20 protein-coding genes are annotated in these 19,653 nt (G+C 52.3%); 14 read left to right on the top strand and 6 right to left on the bottom strand.

Annotation, left to right across the window (positions count from 1 at the left end; all coding sequences use genetic code 11):
• Positions 1 to 35: 35 nt before the first annotated feature.
• Both DWZ82_RS11775 and DWZ82_RS11770 read right to left on the bottom strand, forming a co-directional pair.
• Positions 36 to 680 carry a CatA-like O-acetyltransferase gene (locus DWZ82_RS11775; protein ID WP_118481009.1) on the bottom strand — a complete coding sequence of 215 codons (645 nt, stop codon included), beginning with the start codon at positions 678 to 680 and terminating at the stop codon, positions 36 to 38.
• 136 nt (positions 681 to 816) lie between these two features.
• On the bottom strand, positions 817 to 2,115 hold the full coding sequence (locus DWZ82_RS11770; protein WP_118481008.1) for a sedoheptulokinase: 1,299 nt from the start codon (positions 2,113 to 2,115) through the stop codon (positions 817 to 819).
• A gap of 175 nt (positions 2,116 to 2,290) precedes the next feature.
• On the opposite strand from DWZ82_RS11770, the gene DWZ82_RS11765 reads away from it, so the two are divergent.
• Entirely contained in the window at positions 2,291 to 2,659 is a 369-nt protein-coding gene (locus DWZ82_RS11765) for a hypothetical protein (protein ID WP_118481007.1), read from the top strand.
• A gap of 407 nt (positions 2,660 to 3,066) precedes the next feature.
• Here the strand turns inward: DWZ82_RS11765 and DWZ82_RS11760 are convergent, their stop codons facing one another.
• Together DWZ82_RS11760 and ruvX are read right to left on the bottom strand one after the other, a co-directional pair.
• Positions 3,067 to 4,407: a Na+/H+ antiporter family protein gene (locus DWZ82_RS11760; protein ID WP_118481006.1), complete on the bottom strand. Its 1,341-nt coding sequence runs from the start codon at positions 4,405 to 4,407 to the stop codon at positions 3,067 to 3,069.
• Positions 4,408 to 4,606: 199 nt separating this feature from the next.
• Positions 4,607 to 5,023 (bottom strand): Holliday junction resolvase RuvX, encoded by a 417-nt coding sequence (ruvX, locus tag DWZ82_RS11755; protein ID WP_117491465.1) that lies wholly within the window; start codon positions 5,021 to 5,023, stop codon positions 4,607 to 4,609.
• 294 nt (positions 5,024 to 5,317) lie between these two features.
• Here ruvX and rpmG point away from each other — a divergent pair, with 294 nt between their 5' ends.
• The 7 genes from rpmG (at position 5,318) to uraA (ending at position 9,923) form a co-directional block, all read left to right on the top strand.
• Positions 5,318 to 5,467: a 50S ribosomal protein L33 gene (gene rpmG, locus DWZ82_RS11750; protein WP_110435831.1), complete on the top strand. Its 150-nt coding sequence runs from the start codon at positions 5,318 to 5,320 to the stop codon at positions 5,465 to 5,467.
• Positions 5,468 to 5,485: 18 nt separating this feature from the next.
• Positions 5,486 to 5,716, top strand: a complete 231-nt coding sequence (gene secE / locus DWZ82_RS11745; protein ID WP_110435832.1) for a preprotein translocase subunit SecE — start codon at positions 5,486 to 5,488, stop codon at positions 5,714 to 5,716.
• A 17-nt stretch (positions 5,717 to 5,733) separates the two neighbouring features.
• On the top strand, positions 5,734 to 6,270 hold the full coding sequence (nusG, locus tag DWZ82_RS11740; RefSeq protein ID WP_110435833.1) for a transcription termination/antitermination protein NusG: 537 nt from the start codon (positions 5,734 to 5,736) through the stop codon (positions 6,268 to 6,270).
• A gap of 104 nt (positions 6,271 to 6,374) precedes the next feature.
• On the top strand, positions 6,375 to 6,800 hold the full coding sequence (gene rplK / locus DWZ82_RS11735) for a 50S ribosomal protein L11 (protein ID WP_118481005.1): 426 nt from the start codon (positions 6,375 to 6,377) through the stop codon (positions 6,798 to 6,800).
• Between the two features lie 98 nt (positions 6,801 to 6,898).
• Positions 6,899 to 7,594, top strand: a complete 696-nt coding sequence (rplA, locus tag DWZ82_RS11730; RefSeq protein ID WP_110435835.1) for a 50S ribosomal protein L1 — start codon at positions 6,899 to 6,901, stop codon at positions 7,592 to 7,594.
• 179 nt (positions 7,595 to 7,773) lie between these two features.
• Entirely contained in the window at positions 7,774 to 8,616 is an 843-nt protein-coding gene (locus DWZ82_RS11725; protein ID WP_118481004.1) for a patatin-like phospholipase family protein, read from the top strand.
• 44 nt (positions 8,617 to 8,660) lie between these two features.
• Positions 8,661 to 9,923, top strand: coding sequence for a uracil permease (gene uraA / locus DWZ82_RS11720; protein WP_118481003.1), 1,263 nt, complete (start codon positions 8,661 to 8,663; stop codon positions 9,921 to 9,923).
• 49 nt (positions 9,924 to 9,972) lie between these two features.
• Here uraA and DWZ82_RS11715 read toward each other — a convergent pair whose 3' ends face one another.
• A complete protein-coding gene (locus DWZ82_RS11715; RefSeq protein ID WP_118481002.1) occupies positions 9,973 to 10,839 on the bottom strand; it encodes a hypothetical protein in 867 nt (288 codons plus the stop codon).
• Positions 10,840 to 10,958: 119 nt separating this feature from the next.
• On the opposite strand from DWZ82_RS11715, the gene DWZ82_RS11710 reads away from it, so the two are divergent.
• Positions 10,959 to 11,261 carry a helix-turn-helix domain-containing protein gene (locus DWZ82_RS11710; RefSeq protein ID WP_192924468.1) on the top strand — a complete coding sequence of 101 codons (303 nt, stop codon included), beginning with the start codon at positions 10,959 to 10,961 and terminating at the stop codon, positions 11,259 to 11,261.
• 114 nt (positions 11,262 to 11,375) lie between these two features.
• Entirely contained in the window at positions 11,376 to 12,353 is a 978-nt protein-coding gene (locus DWZ82_RS11705; RefSeq protein WP_158575225.1) for a D-2-hydroxyacid dehydrogenase, read from the top strand.
• Positions 12,354 to 12,427: 74 nt separating this feature from the next.
• Here DWZ82_RS11705 and DWZ82_RS11700 read toward each other — a convergent pair whose 3' ends face one another.
• On the bottom strand, positions 12,428 to 12,805 hold the full coding sequence (locus tag DWZ82_RS11700; protein ID WP_118481000.1) for a hypothetical protein: 378 nt from the start codon (positions 12,803 to 12,805) through the stop codon (positions 12,428 to 12,430).
• Positions 12,806 to 13,219: 414 nt separating this feature from the next.
• On the opposite strand from DWZ82_RS11700, the gene DWZ82_RS15705 reads away from it, so the two are divergent.
• The 4 genes from DWZ82_RS15705 to DWZ82_RS11680 all read left to right on the top strand — a co-directional run bounded on the left by DWZ82_RS15705 (position 13,220) and on the right by DWZ82_RS11680 (position 19,297).
• The gene (locus DWZ82_RS15705; protein WP_243022946.1) at positions 13,220 to 16,618 is read left to right on the top strand and encodes an S-layer homology domain-containing protein; all 3,399 of its coding nucleotides are present in this window, start codon (positions 13,220 to 13,222) and stop codon (positions 16,616 to 16,618) included.
• A gap of 121 nt (positions 16,619 to 16,739) precedes the next feature.
• Positions 16,740 to 17,435 carry a DUF554 domain-containing protein gene (locus DWZ82_RS11690; RefSeq protein WP_118480999.1) on the top strand — a complete coding sequence of 232 codons (696 nt, stop codon included), beginning with the start codon at positions 16,740 to 16,742 and terminating at the stop codon, positions 17,433 to 17,435.
• Between the two features lie 103 nt (positions 17,436 to 17,538).
• On the top strand, positions 17,539 to 17,976 hold the full coding sequence (locus DWZ82_RS11685; RefSeq protein WP_158575223.1) for a MarR family transcriptional regulator: 438 nt from the start codon (positions 17,539 to 17,541) through the stop codon (positions 17,974 to 17,976).
• Positions 17,963 to 19,297: an MATE family efflux transporter gene (locus DWZ82_RS11680; protein ID WP_118480998.1), complete on the top strand. Its 1,335-nt coding sequence runs from the start codon at positions 17,963 to 17,965 to the stop codon at positions 19,295 to 19,297. Before DWZ82_RS11685 ends, DWZ82_RS11680 begins: the two co-directional genes overlap by 14 nt.
• Positions 19,298 to 19,653 lie beyond the last annotated feature (356 nt).

Here is a 19,653-nt window from a genome sequence, read left to right as displayed (position 1 = left end):
GCTTTTCACAAAGAAAAGCGTGGATTTTTGTACATTCAGTGCAGAGCATCCAGTTCCTCCTGCAGATACCGGAAGAACAGGCCTGCGTGGTATCCATCTGCCACCGCATGTGCAATGGTGATATTGACCGGCATATTGACCTTTTCGCCGCATTTTTCGTATCTGCCCATGACAACGATGGGAAAGTACGCCGGCTGTCCGTCCGCGACGCGGCTGCCGCAGCCGGTAAACGCCGTCCACGGCGTACAGGATACGCAGTAGAAATTCGCAGGCTGATTCGGCTTGGTCTTGATGCCCTTGACATCCTTATAGGTCTCCATATCCGCGGTAATGGCGTTGTAAAACGTGGGGAAATCCTCGGAAAAGTCCGTCCAACAGTCGGAAAACGTGCAGTCATCCGGATGAAAGAACGTGAAATTCGGCACGATTTTATCCCAGACACAGAGTTCGTTGTCCGCGTTTTTGAACATGCGGAAGTTCTCGATGCGGCCCAGCGCCTTGGTGACGCAGTAAATCGCCGCTGCGTAGAATTTACAGCCGTGTGCATGACAGAAACGGAGCAGGTTTTGCACATCCACCGGCGCCGTCATATTGAATTCAACCTTGAGAGCCTCGGTATAGTAGCGGTAGTGCTCACGGCGAGGCCAGCTTTCCATATTGACTTTTTTGAAGGCTTGCATAGCGTTCCATCCTTTCCGAACCCTGCAGGTACACGCCCTGACTTTTTGGCATTTGCAAAGCAAACGCTATTCATGCGCACTAACGCACGAAATTCAAAATATTGATGATACGACTTGTTCAATAATCTTGCTGCTGTCAAATCTGCTGCTCCGCAGCGAACTGCGCCGCGCCTGCGGCAGCTTCCTCGCGGCCGTCGGACAGCGTGAGCGGACAGCCGAAGGCAGACTCAAAGCGCTGCTGCAGATACCGGTTCTGCAGCAGGCCGTTGCCCGAGCCGATCAGCCTTTTCGGCGTGCCGCCGGCCTGCCGATACGCGGTGTACATTCGATGCAGCTCGTCGGCCATGCCGTCCATCACGCCGTAAATCAGGTGTAAAGGCGTGAAATTGTGCGTTGTAAGGCCGGAAATACTGCCGGTCAGGCTGCTGTCTGCGCGCGTGCCTTCAAACAGGGTGCAGACGGCAGGCACATCATCCGGACGCGGATTTTCATCCAGCAGACGCGCCATTGCGTCGTAGCAGCTGTTCGTTTCTGTGCCGAGCATGGACGCGGTGGAGCGGAAAAACTGCTCGAGCAGTGCGTAAGCGCGTCCGCCGCACAGCGAAGCACCGGCCAGAAGATAGCCGCCGCCCGGCATGGGACGGGTCTCTAAGCCGTCTGCCTGCAGATAGTGCGGCGTAAACACGGAAAACTGACTGCCGGTGCCGACATTCACAAGCATTTCGGCGGTTTTGTCGCGCACCGCGCGCAGAAAGCTGGCTTGATTGTCACCGATGGCGGCACAGACAGCCGCATTCCGGAAGTGCCCGATTACCGGCTCGGCGGCAAGCTGCGGGACAAAGTTCGGGTCGATACCGGCTTTTTGCAGAGCGTTTTGGTCGAAAGCACAGCGTTCCGCGTCGAAGAAGCCGATGCTTGCGGCGTTGCTGGCATCCATGCGCGGCGCAGCCAATCCGCACAGCCGCATGGCAAGGTAGTCACCGATGGTGCAGCAGGTGACGGCGGCGGGCGGCACAAGTCCGGCGGCAAGGTTGTACGCGTGCGTTGCCAGACCGAAACCGACTGCGGCAAGGCATCCGGTCTCGCGCGTGAGATACTGCACCCAGCTTTCGGTTTTGCTGTGCGGCAGGCTGCCGCGTGCGTCCTGCCAGGTGTACAGCGGACTGACGGCATTGCCGTCCGCGTCCACATACAGAATGCCGTGCATTTGCCCGGTCACGCCAATGGAATGAATATCCGGATAGCGTTCAAACAGCATTTGCACAATAGCAAGTGCTGTTTGCGTGATCTTTTCCACGTCCTGCTCGCGTGCGCACGTCAGCGCAGACGAAATAAAGGCACCGTTTGACCGCGTTTCGCTGGCGAGAAACTGTCCGTCCTCGAGCACAGCCGCGCTGATCGTTGTGGTGCCGATGTCAATGCCTAATGTTTTCATGCTGCGTCCCTCGGTTCGCCTGATGGTTCTGTCAGCAGTATAGCACAGCGGAGCGTGTATGAAAAGAAATTGCGCACAAATTTGTCCACAAGTTTGTGGATAATTTACCGACTTGAAAAACGAGTTGCACATGCTATAATAAAGTCGCAAAACAGAGAAAAGGGGAGCGAACAATATGGACCGAAATTTTCTCAAGCAGAGCATTCGGCGTGAGCTGGACTATTACAAGGACGGCCTGTTCAACGAGGATGAGGACGAATACTGGGAGCGTGCATGGGCGGCGCCGGACGATGATGACAGCATGGCGGAAAACGGCTTTCTCAATGTAGCGATGGCGCACCTGCAGGGCGATGAATGCGACGAAATCGTGCTGCTCGGCACGGAATACGGCTATCATGAGCCGGATTACGACAGTTATATCGACATCGGACACGCCTTTGTCAACGATATGGGCACTGGATTTCTGCAGACCGAGGGCACCGAGGATGACTGGGAACAGCTGATTGACGATATTGCGGAAATTCTGGATGGAAAGATGGAGTAGCTATCCACCGAGTTATCCACATTGCTGTGGATAAAAAATAAAACGCTCGAGTAATCTCGAGCGTTTGAGGCTGTCGAAAAACTCCGTTTTTCGAGCAGCCTCTCGATTGAAACCACGCTTTCAATCGAATCTTGACGAAAAGCCGCGCCCTACGGGCACGATTTTTCGTCCCTTGTATAATTCCCGAGGTACACAAGGTGAATTGCCGCATAGCGGCAAGAGAGGGTGGTCTGGACCATGCCCCCGGGAATGATGAATTTGCTGTGCAAATTCTATTTTATGCGTGCTGCCGCACGAAAAGTAAAAACGATAGATTGACTTTATCGACAGACTGAAACGCTCGAGTAATCTCGAGCGTTTTTCATCGTCGCGCCTTAAACCTTAATTATTATTGCAGGGGTGCTGTTTTACAGCACCTGCGACATCAAAATCGCGCAGATCATAATCGGAATATTAAACGCGATAAACGTTGGGATACAGGTATCGCGGATATGGTCGTGCTGACCGTCGGCGTTGAGTCCGGAGGTTGGGCCGAGCGTGGTATCGGATGCGGGCGAACCTGCATCGCCAAGGGCAGCGGCGGCCGAAATGAGCAGGATGGTAGCCGGAGTGGAGAACCCAAGCGAGCTGCACATCGGCACGAACAGCACAGCGAGCACGGGCACAGTGCCGAACGAGGTGCCGATGCCCATCGTCACCAGCAGGCCGATGAGCGTAATGACAATCGCAGCGACAACCTTGCTGCCGCCTACGGCGGAAATACCGGCGTTTACGAGCGCGTCAATGCCGCCGGTGGCCTTGATGACCGAGGCGTAGCCGCCTGCCACCAGCATAATGATGGCAATCTGACCCATCAGACGGATACCGCCCTCGATCTGCTCGTCAATGTCACTCCATTTGATAGCGCGGAACGCGATGATGATGATCAGGCCGCACAGCGCGGAAAGCGCCAGATCCTGACTGATAACCTGCACGACTGCGACAACAATCGCGGCGGCAAGCATGACATAATGGCGATACTCGAGCTTTTCCGAAATTACCTCGGCAGCGGAGGTGTCTGCTTCAATGTCGTGGTAGTCACGCGGCTTGCGGTACAGGACAAACACGGCGATGAACAGACCGATCAGCATGGCAACGCCAATGCTCCAGTTGGCGGCGGTAACGTCCTTGACCGTTACAGAAAGACCGTTTTCACTCAGATTATCCGCGATAACGCGTTGAAAAATCAATCCGAAACCAAACGGAATGGTGATATACGGCGCTTTATGGCCGAACGCCAGCGCACACGCAACGGCACGCCGGTCAAGCCGCATACGGTTCATCATGCGGAGCAGCGGCGGCACGAGAATCGGGATGTATGCGATATGCACCGGAATGAGGTTCTGCGACAGGCAGGCAACGAGCGTCAGCACACCAATGAGCGCCAGTTTGTGTCCGCCGAGCAGGCGCGACAGCTTTTTCGACAGAATGTCGGCCAGACCGGTCGTGGCGATGCAGGTGGCAAACGTGCCGAGCAGGATGTACGCCAGCGCAGTCGTGGCGTTGCTGGCAAAGCCGCCGGTCAGCAGCTGCATAACGGTCTGCGTGCCCTCGGGCGCGTTCAGCAGCGGGATACCGCCGGCCACGCCGCCGATGATGCACGCGATGAGCATGGACAGCAGCACATTCAAACCGGTCAGGCACAGAACACAGAGCACCAGTACGGATATCGTGACCGGGTTTGTGAGCAGGCTGAAAAGAATAGACATGTATCATTCTCCTTAGAAACAAAAACCGCATGCAGCGGGACTTGCACACGGTAAAGTATTGAAGTTTTTCTTATTGTAGCAGAAAAAAGCCAAACCGTCAAGAAATGTTTCTTATCGAAAGAAGTTATTGGAAAAGCAAACGGCACCTGCGGGGAACAGGTGCCGAAAAAGGATACTATATAAATAGATATACCGGAAATCACTGGCGGCGCTTAAAATCCAGATAGCCCTGCAGGATAAGCGTTGCCGCGACTGCATCGACGTTCTGACGGTGCTTTTTCTCTTTTTTGCCGCTGCGGTGCAGGATTTCGTGTGCGGCGACCGTCGTGCGGCGCTCGTCCCACAGCACAACGTGCAGTCCGGTGCGCTCCTCCAGCTCCTTCGCCAGAGTCTCGCACTTTTCGGCGCGAGGGCCAACCGTGCCGTCCATATTCTTCGGGTGGCCGAGGACGATCTCCTCAATCTTGTTTTCCTGAATGAAGGCCGCCAGCTTGTCCACCAGCTTGGCGTAATTCCACTCGTGGATCACGCTCGGCGAGCCGGCCAGAAAGCCGGAAGGATCGGAGATCGAAAGGCCGGTGCGGGCGTCTCCGTAATCAATGCCCAAAATACGCATAGTCATACTCCTGTTTCTTGGGCAGTTTTTCAAATCGGTGTTTTCTGCCCGTGTGATTACCCTGAGTATACCATAAAAAACGAAAATAATCAGCACTTTTTCAGAAAAAATGCTTGACCGCAAATCCCTCACATGCTATACTAAAAACACCTATGCAGGTTCTTTTTTTGCGCCTATTTTTCGTGTGTCTGAAAAGTTGACGTCGGAACGCTGACAGAGGGAGGCAATTAGCTTCAAGCCGTGTCACAGGGATACGGAAACGAAGCGAGATATTAAAAGGAGGTGCCGTTATCTATGCGCGTAAAGATCACGCTGGCCTGCACCGAGTGCAAGCAGAGAAACTATGACACAATGAAGAACAAGAAGAATGATCCGGATCGTCTGGAAATGAACAAGTACTGCCGTTTCTGCCGGAAGCACACGCTTCACCGCGAAACGAAGTAAGGGAAAGGAAGTAGCTTAATGGCTGAAGAAACCAAAGCGAAAAAGCCCGGTCTCTTTGCTCGTATCGGCAAGTGGTTCCGCGAATTGAAGAGCGAATGCCGTAAGATCGTCTGGCCCACCCGTGAGCAGACGACGAACAACACGCTGGTCGTTATCGCCTGCGTAGTCATCATCGGTATTTTCATCTGGGTGCTTGACATCGTATTCGGTCTTGGTGTCCAGACGCTGCTTAAACATTTCGCCGCCTAACTTAAAAGGAGGCAACAATGTCAGACGCTGCAAAATGGTACGTTGTTCATACGTACTCCGGCTACGAAAACAAGGTAGCCTCTTCGATCGAAAAAGCGGTCGAAAACCGCAAGCTGCATGACCTGATCCAAGCCGTCAACATCCCGACCGAGAAGGTCGTTGAGGTAAAGGACGGCAAAAGCCGCGAGGTAGAGCGCAAGCTGTACCCGGGCTACGTGCTCGTTAAGATGATCATGACCGATGAAACCTGGTATCTGGTTCGCAATACGCGCGGCTGCACCGGTTTTCTGGGTCAGGACAAGTCCGGCGGCTCCAAGCCGATTCCGCTGACTGAGGAAGAAATCATCGCAATGGGCGTGGAAAAGCGCGAGATCGAGGTAAACTACGCCGCAGGCGACAGTGTTCGCGTTATCGACGGCGCGCTGGCAGGCTTTATCGGCGTTGTATCGTCGGTTGAGCCGGATAAGAACAAGGTAAACGTAACCGTTTCCATGTTCGGCCGCGAAACCCCTGTCGAGCTTGAGCTCGATCAGGTTGAAACTCTCGACGAGTGACAATGAGCGGAAGATAGATTTCCGCATTTACGGCAAGTGGGAGAGTTCCGTGCCAATTAGGAACTCGCCAGCCACCACATTTTTTGAAGGAGGAACCTTTCAACATGGCACAGAAAGTAGTAGGTTATATCAAGCTCCAGATTCCCGCAGGCAAGGCAACCCCGGCTCCCCCGGTAGGTCCGGCTCTCGGCCAGCACGGTGTAAACATCATGTCTTTCACCAAGGAATTCAACGAGCGCACCAAGAACGATGCCGGCATGATCATTCCGGTTATCATTACGGTTTATGCTGACCGTTCGTTCAGCTTCGTTACCAAGACGCCTCCGGCGCCGGTTCTGATCAAGAAGGCTTGCGGCATCGAGTCCGGTTCTGCTGTACCGAACAAGACCAAGGTTGCAAAGCTGTCCAAGGCTGACTGCCAGAAGATCGCAGAGACCAAGATGCCCGACCTGAACGCCGCTTCTCTCGAGGCTGCTATGAGCATGATCGCGGGCACCGCCCGTTCGATGGGTATCACCGTCGAGGAGTAATCTCCGGTTTTTATTTGTTGTACGAAGCTGCGGCTATCTGCCGCATACAGTGGGAGGGTTATTCAAGTTCCCGCTTAACCACTTAAGGAGGATTTATTGTGCATAAAGGTAAAAAGTATGTAGACAGCGCAAAGACGATCGACCGCACCAAGCAGTACGATCCGGCTGAAGCGCTTTCCACCGTTGTTTCCACCGCGAAGGCTAAGTTCGATGAGACCATCGAGCTGCACGTAAAGCTGGGCGTTGACTCCCGTCACGCTGACCAGCAGGTTCGCGGCGCTATCGTTCTGCCCCACGGCACCGGCAAGCAGGTTCGCGTTGCTGTATTCGCTAAGGGCGCAAAGGCTGACGAGGCTCTGGCTGCAGGCGCAGACATCGTTGGTGCAGAGGACCTGATGGAGCGCATCCAGAAGGAGAACTTCTTTGAGTTCGACGTAGTTATCGCTACCCCGGATATGATGGGCGTTGTAGGCCGTCTGGGCCGCGTGCTTGGTCCTAAGGGCCTGATGCCGAACCCGAAGGCTGGTACCGTATCTATGGACGTTACCAAGGCTGTTCAGGAGTCCAAGGCTGGTAAGATCGAGTACCGTCTCGACAAGACCAACATCATCCACTGCCCGATCGGCAAGGCTTCCTTCGGCGCTGAGAAGCTGCAGGACAACTTCGACGCTCTGATGGGTGCTATCATCAAGGCTAAGCCGGCTGCTGCAAAGGGTCAGTACGTTCGTTCCTGCGTTATTGCTTCTACCATGGGCCCTGGCATCAAGGTAAGCACCGCAAAGATGATCGGCTAATTCAATAGCATTTTACTCGGCGGTTTTCCGCTGAGAGTCAGAAAGACAGACCGATGATTTCGATTGTTGGTCTGTCTTTTTGTAAAATAGCGTAGATTTTTACTGCACCAGACAGCGTGTGCCGAAAAACACGAAAACTCTCTTGATTTCAGAAAAATAGTAAGAAAGGCAGGTTAATTATGCCCGGTTTAGTCTTAGAAGGCGGAACCTTCCGCCCGGTATTCTCCTGCGGCGTGATGGACGCGCTGCTCGACAACGGCATCATGTTCGATTACGTCATCGGCGTGTCCGCCGGCATTACCTATGCGGCGTCGTATCTCTCACGGCAGCGTGAGCGCAACATCAACATACTGCGGCAGTATCGTGGCGACAAGCGCTATTTCGGCGCGCGCAACCTGCTGCACGACCACTCCATTTTCGGCACGGATTTCGTGTTCGATACCATCCCGAACCAGCTTGTGCCGTTCGACTGGGACACATTTCACAGCTATCAGGGAAAATATCTGGTCGGTGTCACCAATGCAAAGACAGGCAAAGCCGAATACCTCGACGGCATGCGCATGGACCGTCCATGCACGATGCTGCGAGCGACCTGCGCCATCCCGATCTACTTCCCACCGGTGCAGATGGACGGCGAGACCTATTACGACGGCGGTCTGGCCGACCCAATCCCGATTCTGCGCAGCCTGCATGACGGCAACGAGCGCAATCTGATCGTGCTCACGCAGCCGGAAAGCTACCGCAAAACGCTTGGACGCGGCGTGCAGTTCACCGCAAAGTGGCTGAAACGCAAATATCCGGCAATGCCCAAGGTGCTGCTTGAGCGTGCCAAGCACTACAACGAGACAGTTTGCTTCTGTCACCGCCTTGCGGAGAACAAACCGCAGGACACCGTACTCCTTCAGCCGGAAAAATCGCTGAACAGCTTTGAAAAAGACGTGAAAAAGCTGGAATGGGGCTATGAAATGGGGTATAATATGACGTGTGCCCGGATGGAGCAGATCAAAAATCTGTTCCGCTGACGGGTTTGGTAAAAGAGAAATATTTTAGGGGGAATGAAAAAACGATGCAAAGCAACAGAATCATTCAGGTAGAGGAAAAGGTGCCGCCGCGCCTGCTCGTGCCGCTGTCCATCCAGCATATGTTTGCGATGTTCGGCGCGTCCGTGCTCGTGCCGTTCATCTTCAAGATGAACCCGGCGATCGTGCTGTTCATGAACGGTATCGGCACGCTGCTGTTCATCCTCATCACCAAGGGCAAGGCGCCCGCATACCTCGGCTCGTCGTTCGCGTTTATCGCTCCGGCGACCATCGTTATCCAGAACTGGGGCTATCAGTACGCGCTCGGCGGCTTTGTTGTCGTCGGTGCGTGCGGCTGTGTGCTCGCGTTCATTATCTATAAGTGCGGCACGGACTGGATCAACGTCGTTCTGCCGCCCGCAGCCATGGGCCCGGTCGTTGCGCTGATCGGCCTTGAGCTGGCAGGCTCGGCGGCTGAAACCGGCTGTATTATCGGTAGTGGTGTAACGAGAGGCACGGTCATCACGTTCCTCGTAACGCTGGCTGTTGCGGTATTCGGCAGCGTGCTGTTCCGCGGCTTTTTCTCGACTATCCCGATTTTGATCGCGATCATCTGCGGTTATATCGCGGGTGTCATTACCAAAGTCATCAAGCCCCAGACTATTGTGGATGCGCTGCACACCAGCTTTATCTCCATTCCGAATTTCCAGACCCCGAAGTTTGACATCAACGCGATTTTGATCATTCTTCCGGTCCTTCTGGTTATCGCAAACGAGCATATCGGTCATCAGCTCGTCACCGGCAAGGTCATCGGCCGTGATCTGCTCAAGGATCCCGGTCTGCATCGCTCGCTGTTCGCGGATAACTTCTCGACCATGATCTCCGGCTTTATCGGCTCGGTGCCGACCACCACCTACGGCGAAAATATCGGCGTTATGGCGATCACCAAGGTGTACTCCGTGCGCGTGATCGGCGGCGCGGCTGTGCTGAGCATCATCTGCTCGTTCGTTGGTCCGCTGGCAGCCCTTATCCAGACCATTCCGGGTCCGGTCATCGGCGGTATCTCGTTCCTGTTGTACGGCATGATCGGCACCTCCGGTCTGCGTATTCTGGTTGATAATCATGTGGATTACAGCAAGAACCGCAATATGATCCTGACCTCGGTCATTTTCGTTACCGGCCTGTCCGGCGTGACGCTGGCGCTGGGCGATGTGTCGCTGTCCGGCATGACCCTCGCCGCTATCGTCGGCATGATCATGAGCCTTGTGTTCTATGCGTTCGATAAGTTCCATCTGTCGAATGATGCGTAAATGAATCGAAAAAGCGCCTGCGTGAGCAGGCGCTTTTTTATTATGAAAATCATGAAACAGGTGCGGAATCGGACGGATCAGCTTGTGCAATCGCTTCCAGATGGAGCAGGGTTTGATTTAACATATTTAACTGTGCCGGTCCGATCGACGTCAGAGCAAATGGAAGCGATGGAATAGCAGAGAAACGCTTTTGAATCTTGATATCGGTATCACAGCCTGCATATGAAATGCTGAATTTAGTCTCGGTTTCAAAGATATTTCCTAATATGCCGGAGGTCTGAAGAATTTTCCACAGTTCAGATACCGCGGTATGATTAGAAAAGTCTAATTCTATATATGGATGATTGGGATTCTTGATTTGAATAACGATTGCTAATTTGTCATAGACCGTTTGCCCGGCGGCCTGCTGTTCGGCGGTGCCTTGAGAAATCCCGCCTTTCGTTTTCCTCTGCGTATAGGCGTGCGCGGAAGTAATAAGCTGTGCCTGGAGAATATCGGAGTAGGGGAGAGAAAAACACTCAAATGCTTCTAACGGGTGGGCATTTGTGCATTGAAGGGCATGTAATTCCGGCAAATCCTTTGTTTTATAATAGAGTAATTGCTGATTGGCACTGTCCAGAATAATACCTTGCGAACCGGAAAAATTGATACGGCATCGATCAATAACAGCATGGGAGGGGCATGTAATTTCTATGCTCCAGTCACATTTGCTGCCCTGTGTCTGCAAATGTTGGTATAAGGCGGTATAAGCTGCTTCTAACCATTTAGGTAAGTCTCGATTAAACAGATGTACAACATCCTGTCGTGCCTCGTCATGAAGCCACTTGTTGGATAGTATGGAACGAAGGGCAGCATAGATTCCCCGGAGTATGAGAGCTATGATCAGACATACCAAGAGCATTCGTAAGATTACCATGTACAGTCCTCCTGTTATCTTCTTTAGTATAGCTGGAAGAAATATGTATGTCAATTATGAATATCATAATGATATCGTAATATCATCGTGATTGGCATATCCTATAATAAGGTGATTGCATGCTGATTATAGGGGAACGAATTAAAATGCTGCGGGAGAGTCACAACCTCTCACAGGCCGCGCTGGCAAAGCGGCTGGGCATCACACGGTCAAGCGTAAATGCGTGGGAATTGGGCCTGAATGTACCGAGTACGCAGTATATTATCGAATTATCCGAGATTTTCAAGGTATCGACAGACTATCTGCTGTGTGTTGCAAAAACGCAGACGCTGGATTTAACAGGTCTGGACGAGGAGGATATCGCCGTTCTGTATGCGCTGGCGACCCATCTGCGCAGAAAGAACCGCGAAATGAAATTATAAAAATAATTTGAAAAGTGTCTGCTCATGCAGATGCTTTTTATTATCCCATTGTTGAAAACCGGAAATCTGTACTATATAATTGTAAATATCCTGACAGATAACGGAGAAAACACAATGCAGAACGAAAAAACATCCGTTTTGGTGCTCGCACAGTGCGATTGGACCATACGTGAGACGTTAAATACCCGATTCGGTACGCGGTGCGCGTTCACGTTCGTGGAGAACGGCGAACACCCGACCGCAGAGCAGCTTCGCGCGGCTGCGATTATTTTCGGCGAGCCGAGTGAAGCCCAGCTGGCGCAGACCGAAAACCTGCGTCTGCTGCAGCTGACCTGGGCGGGCGCGGACAAGTACACGCGCATGGAAAACCTGCCGCAGAGCGTGGTGCTGGCGAATGCGTCCGGTGCGTTCGGCACGATCATCGCGGAGTACGCGATTGGCAGTCTGGTGGCGCTGTACCGCTCGTTTGGACGGTACTGGAGCAACAAACAGGCGCATATCTGGCAAAAATACGACCATGCGGAGACGATTTCCGGCAAGACCGCGCTTGTACTCGGCATGGGCGACATCGGCGCGAATGTGGCCCGCCGATTGAAAGTCTTTGGCGCAGCTGTGCTTGGCGTGAAGCGCACAGCGGTTTCGGCTGTACCGGCAGACTTCGAGGAGGCGCATACACTCGATGCGTTAGACGCTCTGCTCCCGCGGGCGGACATCGTCATCGGCTGTCTGCCGAACACGCGCGAGACCGCAGGTCTGCTGACTGCGGAGCGTCTGCACGCGATGAAAGCAGGCGCGGTGCTGGTCAATGTCGGACGCGGCAGTCTGGCGGGGACGGACGATCTGGTGTCGGCCCTGCAGGACGGCCACCTTGGCGGCGCCGCACTCGATGTGTTTGAGACCGAACCGCTTCCAGCGGACTGTCCGCTGTGGGACATGGAGAACGTGCTGCTCACGCCGCATATCGCAGGCCCGAGCTTCGGCGGCAGCGCGGACGTGCAGAACACGATCTGGCATATCTGCATGGACAATCTGGAGCGATATTTGACCGGAAACCCGCTGAAAAATGTCGTAAACCGGTCAGAGGGATACTGATACGCGTTTCCCGCAGGTATAGCAACAAAGAGAAAACGAGCCGAAAGCCATGCTGTCGGCTCGTTTTTTGGTGCTCAGCAGTTTTTGAAAAACCAGATGATAAAGTTGATAACCTCTATGCCGAGGAAAATCAGGGCAACCACGCAGATGACCGCCGCTGCCGTCATAAACTGGATGGACGGTTCGCCCAGGCTTTCAATAATCACGCAGGTCAGCGCAATAAACCAGCTGATCATGCACGCCGTATGCAGCGGATGCTGCAGGATCCACTTGCTGATCTGACCGGATTCGTCGGATTTCGGTGCAGGCTCGGTTGTTTTCTGCTCTGCGGAGACAGGCCGGCGGCCGCCGGACGCATTCGGTGCATTGCGCGCCGCTTCCTGCATGCCCTGCCGGTAGTGCACATAGCCGTCAAGTCCCTTGCCGTAGAAGCCGTAATCGTCGTTTTTCATATGCCATGCCTCCTTTTCATGCTTTGAGTATCGCATATCGGGTGTCCGATAAAACGGACTCAGAAGCGGTTGAACACAAATGTTCCAAATTACTGCGTTTACCATAGCATAACCGGGCGCAAAATACAAGCGGCGGTGGTAAAAATGTATAAATGCTGGCAATTTTAATTGTGCAAAAGCAATGAAAAAGTTATAATTATGCCAAAACGACACAAAATCGACAAAGTTTTGTGATAAATGGCATTGCAAAAAATGTAAAACGGTGGTATGATGTAGGCAATAAAGCGGCACAAGGGTACCCTTGTGTCTGAGGTGCTCGCCCTCAGACACAAAACCTTCCTAAGTACAAATTTCGCAAAGGAAAGGCGAAACGGCACCGCTTTTGCCGGAAAAATAATTTTGAGGAGGATAAACATGAAAAGAAGATTGTTATCGGCTTTTCTCGCTGTGATGATGGTGCTGACTATGGCACCGGTGGCATTTGCGGCGGATACGGAAACCACAACTGAATATGTTGCTCAAGTTGATGGTAATAAGTATGAAACGCTAGCGGATGCTATTGAAGCAGCAAATGATGGCGATACTATCACGTTGCTAAAAGGCGGAAATGGAAATGGTTTCAAAGTTCCTGAAGGCAAATTTACTGAGCAGGGATTGACAATTGACTTTAATCAATTTACTTATATGATTGGTGGTCAACTGGTTGGCAGTGCAGGTACGGGAACAAATGGTTGCCAGCTGCTGAAGAATAACAAAATTACTTTCAAAAATGGATCGTTTGTTGGCGCTACTGAAGGCTCCAAACCAGCTGATGATACACCGGATTGGCATGGCGCACCGGCTATTATGATTCAGAATTACTGTGATTTGACACTGGAAAATATGATTGTAACCGGTGGCGATGAAACGGTTTATACGTTCTCTAATAATTGCGGTAATACAGTTATTAAGGATTCGACAATCAATGCAGGTAAGGCAAAGGGCTATGGCTCGGGGCCGTTTGCATTTGATGTTTGTCGTTATTCCACATATCCATCGGTTAGCGTAACCGTTCAGGGCAGTTCTGTTATCAATGGTGATGTAGAAATTAGTGGTACGATTGGTGAAGGACAGAGCCGTCAACTCAATATTGAAGATGGTACATTTAATGGTAGATTTATTGTAAGCAATACACCTGCTAATATCTCCATCACTGGCGGTAAGTTCTCCTCTGATGTTTCTGCATATGTTGCAGAGGGTTACGTTCAGAACGAGAACGGCACTGTTGAGCAACTGGGTGAAACCAATGCAGTAGCTAAGATTGACGATACCTATTATAAGACGCTGGCTGACGCTGTTGCAGCGGCACAGGGCGGCGCAACCGTTAAGCTGTTGAAAGACGTAACAGAAGATGTTGTTATTCCGGCTGACCAGACCATTACTCTCGACCTGAATGGTAAGAAGCTGACCAATGTTCAGAGCGATACCATTACTGTTACCAAGGGTGCAACTCTGACGGTGCAGGGCAAGGGCATTGTTGATAATGTTACTAATGCGAAAGCTCCTGTTTACAATAATGGTATTACCACTCTGAATGGCGGCAAGTACACTCGTAGCGCAGAAGCGGCGAATACTACTTCCAGCTCGGGCGGCAACAGCTATTATAACATTCTGAACCATGGTGTTATGACCATCAATGAGGGTGTAGAAGTATACTCTTCCGGTCATTTCTCCAGCTTGGTAGCAAATGGCTACTACAATTATTCTGATACGCAAAAGGGCGACAGAACTGCTTATATTGAGGGTGTAGGACATGCTGCACCGGAACTAACTATCAATGACGGTAAATTCTCCGGCGGTATCAACACCATCAAGAATGATGATAACGCAACACTTACCATTAATAACGGCGAGTTCAGCAATGTTACGCAGGCTGTTGTACAGAATAATAATATTGCAACCATCAATGGCGGTACTTTTGATGCAGACGGTTATCATGCACTGGAAAACTGGAAGTACAACGGCAATTATAATGCGGGTAATCTGACCGTTACTAATGGTAAGTTTGCAGGCAGTATTGCAACAAATGCAGCAGTATCGCTCAAAATTTCTGGTGGTCTCTACACTGAGAATCCGTCTAAGTACCTTGCGGATAGCGTCAAGGATGGTTATAAGTATGCAGCTGTAAAGCATGCGTCTCCGTACCTTTTTGAGGTAAAGGAAATTCTCGACGAAAATGTTGAGGTAATTCCGAATGTTGGTGCAGCAGAGGCTAAAAGCGCAGCAGGCGTTGTTAATGAAGCTGATGTTGCAAAGGTTGATGCAGCTGCTAAGGTAGTTGCAGCACCGAAGATTAGCGAAGCAGCGGCTGTTGTTGCAGACAAAGTTGATGCTAAGCAGTATACAGAGAAGGCAACAAATATCACAAAGGCAGATCGAGTTGAAGTTCGCGCATATCTGGAAGTAACGCCTAAGGAGTACAGTGCGGATTCCTATAAGCTCAATATTACTCCGAAGTATGATATTGTTGTCGTAGGTACTAACAATCAGGAACAGAAGTTTACTGGTGATACGCTGCCGGTTTCCAACGAAACTCCGGTATCGGTTCAGCTCCCGGATGGTTTTGTAACTAACACTGATAGTTTGTATGTACAGCATAAGGGTCACGAGTACAATGCAGATGTTTCGGTGAATACCGTAAAGGTAGATGGCGTAAATAAGAATATTTACACTGCAAAGTTTATCAATCCTGACGGTTTCTCTGATTTTACGATTACCAAGACCACGCAGTCTGTTGCTGTAATCGGCAATAATAAGTACACTACCCTGCAGAATGCTATCGATGCAGCACAGACGGGTGCTACTATCGTTCTGCAGAAGAATTGCACTGAAAAGGTTACGGTTGCAGGCAAGAGCCTGACTATCAATCGCAATGGCAAGACTTTTGATGAAGCTAATGTAACGGTTGGCAGCAACTGCACCAAGGAAGTTAAGAACGACACGATTGTTGTTACCTACACCAAGCCGTCCTCCAGTTCCTCCGGCGGCTCCTCCTCCGGCAAGACGACCTACAAGGTAACCACCTCGGCGGTCAACAACGGCGGCGTAAACGCTTCTCCGTCCAACGCGGAAAAGGGCGCTACCATTACCATTACCCTGTCCCCGAACAAGGGCTACAAGCTGGATAAGCTGACCGTTACCGACGGCTCCGGCAAGTCCGTTTCCACCGTTAAGAAGAGCGACACCGTTTACACCTTCACCATGCCTGCTTCCGCCGTTACCGTTGGCGTAAGCTACGCAAAGGCGGACGAAACCCCGTCTAAGACCACGTTTAACGACGTTTCCGCGAACGACTGGTTCGCTTCCGCGGTTGATTATGTAACCGGCAAGGGCATGATGAACGGCACCGCAGCGAATACCTTCTCTCCGAAGGCTAATACCACCCGCGGCATGCTGATGACGGTTCTGGCACGCCATGCCGGCGAGGACACCACCGGCGGCTCTGTCTGGTACGAAAAGGGCATGAACTGGGCTAAGGCGAACGGCGTATCCGACGGCACCAACCCGCAGGTGAACATCACCCGCGAGCAGCTGGCAGCTATGCTGTACCGTTACGCACAGAACAAGAAGTATGACGTTTCCGGCGCGAAGAGCCTCGACGGCTATACGGACGCGCAGAGCGTAAGCAGCTATGCTGTTCCGGCGCTCCAGTGGGCGAATGCGGCTGGCGTTGTTACCGGCAAGTCCGGCAGCAAGCTGGACCCGAAGGGCTACGCGACCCGCGCGGAAGTAGCGGCAATGCTCATGCGTTTCTGCGAAAACGTGGAAAAGTAAGCGAAAATGCAACAAAAACCGCACAGCTTCGGCTGTGCGGTTTTCTTTTGCTTGCCAAAGACGCTTTTCTACTGTAAAATGGGAAATAGAGGAGAAGGGGAAAGAGAAAGAAGGAAATCCTATGCCAATCGGAGTAATTGTCAACTGTATCTCGGTGCTGGCCGGCGGCGTGATCGGTTCCGCACTGGGACACGTCCTGCCGAACAGCCTGAAAGAGCACCTGCCGACGCTGTTCGGCATGTGTTCGATCGCTATCGGTATCAATTCCATCATCAAGGCGGTCAGCATGACAGCGGTCGTGCTGGCGATTCTGGTGGGGTTTACCATCGGGCACCTGCTGCACCTTGAGGATTGGACAAGCCGGTTTTTTCATCGGCTGGTCAAAACCATGCACCTCGGCGGGGATAATATTGATATGGAGTTCTACATCACGGCGGTCGCGCTATTCTGCTGCTCGGGATTCGGGTGGTACAGCACGCTGACTGAGGGCATCGCGGGCGATCCGAATCTGCTGTTTGCAAAGTCCGTGCTGGACTTGTTCACTGCAATGATCTTCGCGTCCACGCTCGGCAAGGCCATCTGTGCTATCCCGCTGCCGCAGTGCGTGATTCTCCTGTGCGTGTTTATCGCAGGACGACTGCTGTCCGGTGTGCTCACACCGGAAATGTTCGCGGATTTGTCCGCGTGCGGCGGCGTGCTGACTATGTCGGCCGGTTTTCGTGTCTCCAAGATCAAATCCGTGCTGCTGGTCGATCTCATGCCCGCGCTGATACTCGTCATGCCGTTCAGCGCACTCTGGACCATGCTGATGGGATAAATTTGAAGCAGACTCTTTTACGGGTCTGCTTTTCTTTTACTTGACAATAGTCCTAAATCATACTATAATGGAGTGGTACGATTTAGGACTATTGAGGTGCATTATGGATTTTCGCAGACAAATGAACGACTTGTGCGCATGTATTTTTCGACAGGATGAGCTGTACGACATCTGGGCGAAGCACAGCGGCATGAAACCCAGTACAGTAACGGTGCTGTATATGTTAGATCAGTTTTCAGAGATGACACAAGGAGGAATCGCGCAGATGTGCCTGCTGCCCAAGCAGACAATTCATACGGTGGTGCAGGAGCTGGAGCAGGCCGGTTATCTGGAAAAGGTGAGCGTATCCGGCCGCAAGGAAAAGCCGCTGCGCCTGACCGAATCCGGCAAACGCTACACAGCGGATAAGCTGGGCGGTCTGTATCGCGCAGAGGAACGCGCCGCCGCTGCCATGGGCACTGAGCAGTTCGCCATGATGGTGGAAATGACCCGAAAATTTACCGATTCTTTTGAAAAGGAGATTCGCAATGGAGCAGAATAACGCGCTTGCGCGCAAATTCAACGCCGCATCGCTGCTCCGATTCGCACTGCCGAACATTGCAATGATGATGCTGCTGTCAATGTACACCATCGTGGACGGCATGTTTATTTCGCGGTTTGCCGGCACAACCGCGCTTTCCGCAATCAATATGTCGTATCCGCTCAACTGCCTGCAGATGGCTACCGGCATTATGCTCGGCACGGGCGGCAGCGCTATTATCGCCCGCCGGCAGGGGGAGGGACGCACAGACGAGGCGCGCCGCAACTTCACCATGCTGATTGCAGTTGCGCTGGGTATCGGTCTGATTTTCGCCGTGTTTGGCAATCTGTTTCTGAACCCCATCCTGCGTCTGCTTGGCACGAGTGAGCTGCAGTGGGCAGACTGCCGTATTTACACACGCATTCAGCTGGTGTTTGCACCCATGCTGTTTCTGCAGACTGCCTTTCAGACATTGTTCGTCACCGCAGGCAAGCCGGGCTTGGGTCTGCTGACCTCGGTGGGCGGCGGCATTACAAACGTGGTGCTTGACTGGCTGTTCATGGGCCCGATGAACATGGGCGTTGCCGGTGCGGCGATTGCCACCTGCCTCGGCTATTGCGTGCCGTCCATCGTTGGTTTGGTGTATTTCACTAAAAACCGCACCGGAAGCTTGTACTTTGTGCCCTTCAAATTCGACGGACAGACTCTGCTTGCCGCGTGCGGCAATGGCTCGTCCGAGATGGTCAGCAACATTGCGAACGCCATCACCACATTCGTGTTCAATACGCTGTTCATGCGCTACCGCGGTGAGGACGGCGTAGCCGCCATCACGATTGCAATGTACTTTCAGTTTGTGTTTACGGCGGTGTATTTCGGCTTCTCGATGGGCGTTGCGCCGGTTATCAGTTACAAATTCGGCGAGAAAAATATCCCGCAGCTGAGGCATATCTTCCGCATCTGCATAACGTTCGTGCTGGCGTGCTCGCTCGGCACATATTTGCTCTCGTGGCTGACGCTCGAGCCGGCGCTGACCCTGTTTACGCCGCGCGGCAGCAGTGTGTATGAGATTGCCATGCACGGCTTTCCGATTTATGCGGTCAGCTTCCTGCTCATGGGCACGAGTATTTTCGCGTCCTCGCTGTTTACCGCGCTCTCGGATGGTCTCGTGTCTGCGATCATCTCGTTTTCGCGCACGCTTGTGTTCCTCGTGGCGATGCTGCTGTTCCTGCCGCTGATTTTGCAGGAAACCGGCATCTGGCTGGCTGTTCCGGTAGCAGAGGCGCTCGGCGTGATGGTTTCGGTGTTTTTTCTCGTCAAGGGACGGAAAAAGTATCAGTATTAAGGAAAAGAGTGCTGTTGAGGGAACAGCACTCTTTTGTTATATATAGATGAAATATAACAAATTGTATATAGAATGAAGGTGTAGAGCAAAGGAAAAGCGAAAGGGCCTGCCGCCTGTAATTCACAGGCAGCAAGCCCTTTCGGTCGCTTGAACAATTTTGTCTGACTTTTAGAGGTCACTTTAAAACTGTCTTGCTGTTGCATTTGAGGGAATGAAAAGCATTTGGAGCTGCTTTTCTAATTTGAAATATGGAAAGAGAAGAAAGAAATGCTAAGAAGAGTTATTCGCCGACCTTGACGAACACGCCGCCAGCCTGGCAGGACTCGGTAGCAGCCTTAGCCATGAGAACCGGACGC

This window comes from Butyricicoccus sp. AF35-5AC, assembly GCF_003477715.1.
GTDB lineage: Bacteria > Bacillota > Clostridia > Oscillospirales > Butyricicoccaceae > Agathobaculum > Agathobaculum butyriciproducens.
Note: the sequence above shows the minus strand (reverse complement) of the source record. Positions and strands in the feature narration are given on the sequence as shown.